Consider the following 8,420-nt stretch of genomic DNA (forward strand, 5'->3'; position numbering starts at 1 on the left):
ATCGCTCATCACCTCGCGGAGCCCGGGCAGGTCGAACACGTCGCGGAGACACTCGCGGGTCGCCTCGAGCAAGATGGGAAAGGTCGGATGCCTCGCCGCGACCTGCAGCAGGTCGGCGCCACGCTGCCGCTGCTGCCACAGCGGCGTTCGCCGGCCGGGCATCCGGCGGGGAAGAAGCAGTGCACGCGCGGCGGCCTCGCGGAACACGCTTCCGAACAGGCCGGTGCCGGGCAGCTGACGAACGACGAGCGCCTCGATCTCCTCCGGATCGAAGACGAGGTCGTCGAGGGGGACTCCGCCGTCTTGATCGGAGTCCGGAAGACGCAAGACGATGCCGTCGTCGCTCCACAGCACGTCGACGTCGACACCCGCTCGCTCCGACAGTCGTTCCCGCACGGCCATGCCCCACGGGGCGTGGATCTTGGCGCCGAACGGCGTGAGGATGCACACGCGCCAGTCGCCGAGCTCGTCGCGGAACCGCTCGATCAGCATGGTCCGGTCGTCCGGCACGTGCCGGGTGGCCGTGCGCTGCTCGGTCAGGTAGGCGAGCAGGTTGTCCACCGCCCAGTCGTCCAGGCCGGCCTCGGCCACCCGGGCGCGGGCCGCCGCGTCGTCCATCGAGGACACGTCGCGGACGAATTTTCCGTACGCCCGGCCCAGCTCGAGCGGCCGGCCCGGCGCGTCGCCCTTCCAGAACGGCATCCGGGCCGGCTCGCCCGGCGCCGGCACCACGATCACCCGGTCGTGCGTGATGTCCTCGACCCGCCAGGCGGACGTGCCGAGCAGGAACGTGTCGCCCACCCGCGACTCGTAGACCATCTCCTCGTCCAGCTCGCCTACCCGGGACCCCGGCGCGCCCTCCGACCCCGGCGTCATCACGGTGAACAGCCCGCGGTCCGGGATCGTGCCGCCGGAGGTGACCGCCAGCCGCTGCGCCCCCGGCCGGCCGTGCAGCTCGCCGCCGATCCGGTCCCAGGTGATCCGCGGCCGCAGCTCGCCGAACTCCTCGCTGGGATAGCGCCCGGCGAGCATGTCCAGCACCGCGTGCAGCGCCGAGTCGGGCAGCGCGGCGAACGGCGCCGCCCGGCGCACCAGCCCGGCGACCCCGTCCACGGTCCACGGCTCGAGCGCCACCATCGCCACGATGTGCTGGGCCAGCACGTCCAGCGGGTTGCGCGGGTAGCGCACCGCCTCGATCGCCCCGTCCGCCATCCGCTCCGCCACCACCGCGCAGGACACCAGATCGCCGCGGAACTTGGGGAACATCACCCCGCGGGACACCGCGCCCACCTGGTGCCCGGCCCGGCCGATGCGCTGCATGCCGGACGAGACCGTCGGCGGGGCCTCCACCTGGATCACCAGATCCACCGCGCCCATGTCGATGCCCAGCTCCAGCGACGAGGTGGCCACCACGCACGGCAACCGACCGGACTTGAGCTCCTCCTCGACGACGGTGCGCTTCTCCCGGGCCATCGAACCGTGATGCGCCCGGGCGATCACCGGGTTCGCCACGCCGGCCGCCCAACCGGACTCGGCGATCGCCTCGGCCGGGAACCGGCCGACATCCTTGGGGTAGACCGGATCCTCGGCGGCCAGCTCGTTCAGCTTGGCGGTCAGCCGCTCGGCAAGCCGCCGCGAGTTGGCGAACACGATCGTGGACCGGTGCTGCCGAACCAGGTCGAGGATGCGCCGTTCGACCGAGGGCCAGATCGACGGGCGCGGCGCCTGCCCGGACTCCGGCTCCTGCTCGGTCACCTCGGTCATGTCCTCGACCGGAACCTCGACCCGCATCTCGATCGTCTTGGCGGTCGCCGGCTGGACCACCCGCACCGGGCGGCCGCCGGCCAGGAACGCGCTCACCTCGTCCACCGGCCGGACCGTGGCGGACAGGCCGATCCGCTGCGCCGGCCTTGGCAGCAGCGCGTCCAGCCGCTCGAGGGACAGCGCGAGGTGCGAGCCGCGCTTGACGCCGGCCACCGCGTGCACCTCGTCCACGATCACGGTCTCCACCCCGCGCAGCGACTCCCGGGCGGCCGAGGTGAGCAGTAGGAACAGCGACTCCGGCGTGGTCACAAGCACGTCGGGCGGGGTGCGGGTGAACGCCCGGCGCTCCTCGGCCGGGGTGTCGCCGGTGCGCATGCCGACCGTGATCGACGGCTCCGGCAGGCCCAGCCGGTGCGCGGCCTGGCGGATCCCGGCCAGCGGCGCCCGCAGGTTGCGCTGCACGTCGACGGCCAGCGCCTTGAGCGGTGACACGTAGAGCACCCGGCAGCGCCGGGACTTCTCGGCCGGCGGACCCGACTCGGCCAGCTTGTCCAGCGCCCACAGGAAGGCGGCCAGGGTCTTTCCGGACCCGGTCGGGGCCACGACCAGCGCGTGCTCGCCCGCCGATGCCGCCCGCCACGCACCCTGCTGGGCCTCGGTGGGCGCGTCGAACGCACCGGCGAACCACTGGCGGGTGGCCGGCGTAAACAGCTCGAGCACGTCAGGCACGGGTCCATCCTGACAGCCGGCACCGACAAAACCGGTCAGCCGCGATCTGGGAGACCGCGCCCACGGCGGTGGACACTCATGGCAGCATCTTCGGCAGCAGCGACGAGGGGAGCAATGTGAACGTCCTGTCCGTGGATCTCGGCACGTCCAACACCGTTGCCGTGCTGTCCGCGCACGGTCGGCCACCCCGGGTGGTCGACGTCGACGGGGCGTCCATGATGCCGTCCGCTGTGTTCGCCGCCGAGGACGGCAGCCTCATGGTCGGTCGGGAGGCCGAGCGCCGCGCCCGGCTGGACCCGTCCCGGTTCGAGCCCAACCCCAAGCGCCGCATCGACGAGGGCACGCTGCTGCTCGGTGACACCATCGTGCCGGTGACCGACGCCCTGGCCGGGGTGCTGCGCCGGGTCGCCGACGAGACCTCCCGCCAGCTCGGCGGCAAACGTCCGGACGAGGTCCGGCTGACCCACCCCGCACAGTGGGGACCGGTGCGGCGCAACACGCTGTTATCCGCCGCCCGTCAGGCCGGGTGGGGCTCCAACCTGGTGCTGGTGCCCGAGCCGGTGGCCGCGGCCGCGCACTTCGCCTCGTTCCCCGGCCAGACCCTGGCCCCCGGACAGGCGCTTGCCGTGTACGACCTGGGCGCCGGCACGTTCGACGTGGCCATCGTCGGCGCCACGCAGAAGGGTTTCGTGGTCCTGGCCGAGGCCGGTCTGCCCGATCTCGGCGGCATCGACGTGGACCAGGCGCTGCTCGAGCACGTCGGCCGGCAGGTCTCCCAGCGAGACCCGGCGGGCTGGCAGAACCTGCTGCGCCCGCAGTCCACCGGCGACCGCCGGGCCCAGCGGGCGCTGCGCGAGGACGTGCGGGCGGCCAAGGAGTCGCTGTCCCGGCACCCGCAGACCGACCTGCCGCTGCCCGAGCCGTTCGACGACGTGCTGGTGACCAGGTTGGAGCTGGAGGCGCTGATCCGGCCGGGCATGCTGCGCAGCGTCGAGCTGCTGGCCGCCACCATTCGGTCCACCGGCATGGCCGCGGACCGGCTCGCCGGCATCTACCTGGTCGGCGGCTCCAGCCGGATCCCGGTGATCGCCACGCTGATCGCCGAGCAGCTCCGGGTGGTGCCGACCAGCCTGGACCAGCCGGAGACCGCGGTCGCCCTCGGCGCGCACCACGTGCCGCAGGAGGGGATCACGATGCGCACCAGCGACATCAGCGGCACGATCGAGATCGTCCAGCGCACCAAGGCGATGACGCCCTCGGCCACGCCTTACGTGCCACCGACACCGAGCGGGCCAACGGTGCCGAGCGCCTTTCCGAACAGCGGTCCGCAGCGGGTGCTGCCGCAGGGCCCGCCGCCGGGCCCGCCGAGCGGTCCGGTTCCGGTGCCCGGGCCGGCCGGCCCGCCGCCGGTCGGCCCCCAGTTCGTCGGCCACCAGGTTCCGGCGCCGCCACCGGCCCGGTCCAACCGCAAGCCGCTGATCATCCTCGGGGCGATCGTCGCGGTCGCCGTGATCGCCGTGGGGATCACGTTCTTCGCCACCTCCGGCGGCGGTGGGGGCGGTGGGGTGGCCGCCAGCGAATGCACCGACAAGACCCCGGACGGCGATGGCTTCAGCAAGTGCATGCGCACGCTGGCCGGCAAGGTGGTGGACAACAACGATTGCGCGTCCGGCGTGCGGATGCCGACCGGTGGGAGCTCGATCCCGGCGCCCGGTGCCACCGCGGCGACCTGCCAGCTCGGCGACGACTACACGATCTTCTACTACCACTTCGACTCACCGGAGATCGCCGACAAGAACGTCGACGCATTCCTCAACGCGTTCTCCAAGTCGAAGCAGACCGCGGACGGCGGTGACTGGTCCGGCGGCGGGCTGTCCGGCAAGTACTACTCGTTCGAGGTGCTCGGCGTCGGTGCGATGCTGTTCACGGTCGAGGACAGCCCGGTGATGGGCACGCTGATGAAGCTGTCCACCGACTCGTCCGGCGAGTCCATCACGGACTACTTCAACGAGCACGTCAAGCCGGGTTCGAACGGCTGAGCCGGATGCAGGTCCTGTCCGTCGATCTCGGCACCTCCAACACCGTCGCCGTGCTGTCCGCGCACGGCCGGCCGCCGCGGGTGGTCGAGGTGGACGGCGCGGCCACGATGCCCTCCGCGGTGTTCGCCGCCGAGGACGGCGGGCTGGTCGTCGGCCGGGACGCCGAGCGTCGCGCCCGGCTGGACCCGTCCCGGTTCGAGCCCAATCCCAAGCGCCGCATCGACGAGGGCACGCTGCTGCTCGGTGATCGGGTCATCCCGGTCACCGACGCGCTGGCCGCTGTGCTGCACCGGGTGGGCGAGGAGACCTCGCGGCAGCTCGGCGGGGCGCGCCCGGACGAGGTCCGGCTGACCCACCCGGCGCAGTGGGGACCGGTGCGGCGCAACGTGTTGCTGGCCGCGGCCCGGCTGGCCGGGTTGGGCTCCAACCTGGTGCTGGTGCCCGAGCCGGTGGCCGCGGCCGCGCACTTCGCCTCGTTCCCCGGCCAGACCCTGGGTCCCGGGCAGGCGCTGGCCGTGTACGACCTGGGTGCCGGCACGTTCGACGTGGCGATCGTGGGCGCGACCCAGCACGGGTTCGCCGTGCTGGCCGAGGACGGACTGCCCGATCTCGGTGGGCTGGACGTGGATCAGGCGCTGCTCGAGCACGTCGGCCGGCAGGTGTCGCCGCGGGATCCGGCGCGCTGGCTGAGCCTGCTGCGGCCGGCGTCGAGCGGGGACCGGCGGGCCCGGCGGGCGCTGCAGGAGGATGTGCGGGCGGGCAAGGAGTCGCTGTCCCGGCACCCGCAGACCGAGGTGCCGCTGCCGGAGCCGTTCCATGACGTGCTGGTGACCAGGGTGGAGCTGGAGGCGCTGATCCGGCCGAACCTGCTGCGCACGGTCGAGCTGCTGGCCGCCACGATCCGCGCGACCGGCCTCCGCCCGGACCGGCTGGCCGGCATCTACCTGGTCGGCGGGTCCAGCCGGATCCCACTGGTCGCCACGCTGATCGGCGAGCAGCTGCGGGTGGTGCCGACCAGCCTGGACCAGCCGGAGACCGCGGTCGCCCTCGGCGCGCACCACGTGAACCGGGAGGGCGTCAGCCAGCGGACCCGGGATCTCGGTCCGCCGCAGCAGCGCGGCGGGCCCGCCGGACCGCCGGGCGTCTTCGGCCCGCCCGCGCCGGCGTTCGGGCAACCTGTCCCGCCGCCGGTGCCGCCGGGGCCGCCGGGTCGCCGGTCGGCCGGGCGCCGGCTGCTGGCCGCCGGCGCCGCGCTGGTGGTGGTCGCGGTGGCCGTTGTCGTCGGGATCTTTCTGGTCAACCCGGGCGGCGACCTGCCCACCGCGGAAGGCTGCCAGCAGAAGGGAACCAAGGACGGCACCGGGTTCACCTCGTGCCTGCGGCAGCTGGCCGGGGCGGTGCCGGACCACAGCCAGTGCCAGGCCGGGGACGGCCGGTCGGTCGCCGACGTGACCTGCACGCTGCCCGAGGACTACCAGGTCAACTACGCGCACGTGGCCTCGCAGGACGATGTGCGGCGGGTGCTGGCCTCCGAACTGGGCACGATGACCCAGGGCGATCATGTCGAGGCGGACTGGAGGGGCAACGGGTTGGCCGGCCGGTTCCGGGCCGGGGTGAGCGGCGGCAGCGGCGTGCTGGTGTTCACGGTCGGGGACCGGCCGCTGGTCGGCTGGCTGACCAAGACCCAGCTGCGCGACGACTTCACGCCGGACACGCTGGCCGACTACTTCGCCCAGCGGGTTCAGCCGGGGACCTAACGCCTGCGGTTGCGCAACGCGATCAGGCCGACCACGATCGCGGCGACCAGGGTCGCGATCGAGCCGAAGGTCAGCAGCGCCGACTCCAGGCCGGACATCTCCATGCTGCCAATCCTATGGCGGCGGGCCGACGTAGGGTGGGGCCGATGCGTATCACGGCGTTCCGCAGGTTGATGGCCGAGGAGTTCGGTGAGGTGCGGGCGGACATGCTCGCCCGCGACCACGTGTTCAGCGCGCTCGGCAGCCGGACGGTCGATCAGGCCCTCGATGAGGGCCTGCCGACCAAGGAGATCTGGCGCGCGGTGTGCGATGCGTTCGACGTACCGCCGGAGCGGCGCTGAGCGGCGTGTCGGGTCGTCTTCGAACATCCGTTCGTCTAGGCTGTTGTCCACAGCCGGGTCAGCTGTCCACAGATCGGCGCGGCGGATCGGAAAACGTCGGCCCCCGCCCGTAGCGTCGGCAGCGTGAGTTCTCAGTCTCGAACCAACCGAGGTGTATCCAAGATGGCAACAGCCCCCGACCGGGAGAAGGCGCTCGAACTCGCCCTCGCCCAGATCGACAAGAACTTCGGGAAGGGATCGGTGATGCGCCTCGGTGACGAGGGACGCGCGCCGATCGAGGTCATTCCCACCGGCTCCATCGCCCTGGACGTGGCCCTGGGTATCGGCGGTCTGCCGCGCGGCCGGATCGTGGAGATCTACGGTCCGGAGTCCTCCGGCAAGACCTCCCTCGCCCTGCACGCCGTGGCCAATGCGCAGCGGGCCGGCGGGATCGCGGCGTTCATCGACGCCGAGCACGCGCTCGATCCCGAGTACGCCAAGGCGCTCGGGGTGGACACCGACGCGCTGCTGGTGTCCCAACCGGACACCGGCGAGCAGGCGCTGGAGATCGCGGACATGCTGATCCGCTCCGGCGCACTGGACATCCTGGTGATCGACTCCGTCGCCGCACTGGTGCCCCGCGCCGAGATCGAGGGCGAGATGGGCGACAACCACGTCGGACTCCAGGCCCGCCTGATGAGCCAGGCCCTCCGCAAGATCGCCGGCGCCCTCAACAACTCCGGCACCACCGCGGTCTTCATCAACCAGCTCCGCGAGAAGATCGGTGTGATGTTCGGGTCGCCGGAGACGACGACCGGTGGAAAGGCGCTGAAGTTCTATGCGTCGGTGCGGCTGGACGTGCGCCGGATCGAGACGCTCAAGGACGGCGGCGAGCCGGTCGGCAACCGGACCCGGGTCAAGGTGGTCAAGAACAAGGTGGCGCCGCCGTTCAAGCAGGCGGAGTTCGACATCCTCTACGGCCACGGCGTCAGCCGCGAGGGCTCGCTGATCGACATGGGTGTCGATCAGGGCATCCTGCGAAAGTCCGGGGCCTGGTACACCTACGAGGGCGACCAGTTGGGGCAGGGCAAGGAGAACGCCCGGAAGTTCCTGCGGGACAACCCCGACGTGGCCGACGAGGTGGAGAAGCGGATCAAGGAGAAGCTCGGCATCGGCGCCAAGCTCGACGCCGACGCCGCGCCGGCCCCGGTCGACTTCTGATCACAACGATGGGAGCTCGCCAGGTTGGCGGTCCAGCGCCGGCCGAGGATCCCGTGCAGCGCGCCAAGGACACCTGCCTGCGCCTGCTGCGGTTCCGCCCACGCACCCGGGCGGAACTGCAGCAGGCCCTGGCGCGCAAGGGATTCGACGACGACATCATCGACCAGGCCCTCACCCGCCTCGACGACGTCGGCCTGATCGACGACAAATCCTTCGCCGAGGTCTGGATCCGCTCCCGCCACACCTACGAAGGCCTCGGCCGCCACGCCCTCGTCGCCGAACTCCGCCGCAAAGGCGTCGACGACGACATCGCAGCCGACGCCATCACCACTCTCGACCCCGCCACCGAAGAAGCCCGCGCCCGCCAACTAGTCCGCAAAAAACTCCGCACCCTCCTCCCACTCCGCACCCCCACCCCCAGCACAACCCCCACCCAGACTCCACACCCCACCCTCGCACCCACCCCCCACTCAACCCCGACCCCCCACCCCACCAACAACAACCCCAATTCGCCCCCCATCCCCACCAACGACAACCCCAACTCGCCCCCCATCCCCGACCCCACCAACGACAACCCCAATTCGCCCCCC

The 8,420-nt window shown here is 72.1% G+C and carries 6 protein-coding genes; 5 read left to right on the top strand and 1 reads right to left on the bottom strand.

The features are described 5' to 3' along the window. Nucleotides 1-2,493, bottom strand: a 2,493-nt coding sequence (locus tag VFV67_RS24665) for a DEAD/DEAH box helicase (protein ID WP_326473010.1), incomplete at its 3' end; no start/stop codon positions are given. Between the two features lie 116 nt (nt 2,494-2,609). Between VFV67_RS24665 and VFV67_RS24670 the strand changes: the two genes are divergently transcribed. The 5 genes from VFV67_RS24670 to VFV67_RS24690 form a co-directional block, all read left to right on the top strand. Next, nucleotides 2,610-4,532 (top strand): Hsp70 family protein, encoded by a 1,923-nt coding sequence (locus VFV67_RS24670; protein WP_326473011.1) that lies wholly within the window; start codon nt 2,610-2,612, stop codon nt 4,530-4,532. A gap of 5 nt (nt 4,533-4,537) precedes the next feature. Beyond that, a complete protein-coding gene (locus VFV67_RS24675; protein ID WP_326473012.1) occupies nt 4,538-6,289 on the top strand; it encodes an Hsp70 family protein in 1,752 nt (583 codons plus the stop codon). A gap of 146 nt (nt 6,290-6,435) precedes the next feature. Continuing rightward, on the top strand, nt 6,436-6,630 hold the full coding sequence (locus tag VFV67_RS24680; RefSeq protein ID WP_326473013.1) for a DUF3046 domain-containing protein: 195 nt from the start codon (nt 6,436-6,438) through the stop codon (nt 6,628-6,630). A gap of 162 nt (nt 6,631-6,792) precedes the next feature. Beyond that, nucleotides 6,793-7,830: a recombinase RecA gene (gene recA / locus VFV67_RS24685; protein ID WP_326473014.1), complete on the top strand. Its 1,038-nt coding sequence runs from the start codon at nt 6,793-6,795 to the stop codon at nt 7,828-7,830. A 53-nt stretch (nt 7,831-7,883) separates the two neighbouring features. Then, a partial coding sequence (locus tag VFV67_RS24690) for a regulatory protein RecX (RefSeq protein WP_326473015.1) occupies nt 7,884-8,420 on the top strand: 537 nt, incomplete at its 3' end.

Origin of the sequence: Actinophytocola sp., from assembly GCF_035762905.1 — a bacterium.
GTDB lineage: Bacteria > Actinomycetota > Actinomycetes > Mycobacteriales > Pseudonocardiaceae > DASYTH01.

What these genes read in the sequence shown, in the direction of transcription:
- VFV67_RS24675 (WP_326473012.1), top strand. Translation starts at nt 4,538, where the DNA reads ATGCAGGTCCTGTCCGTCGATCTCGGCACCTCCAACACCGTCGCCGTG.
- VFV67_RS24680 (WP_326473013.1), top strand. Translation starts at nt 6,436, where the DNA reads ATGCGTATCACGGCGTTCCGCAGGTTGATGGCCGAGGAGTTCGGTGAG.
- recA (WP_326473014.1), top strand. Translation starts at nt 6,793, where the DNA reads ATGGCAACAGCCCCCGACCGGGAGAAGGCGCTCGAACTCGCCCTCGCC.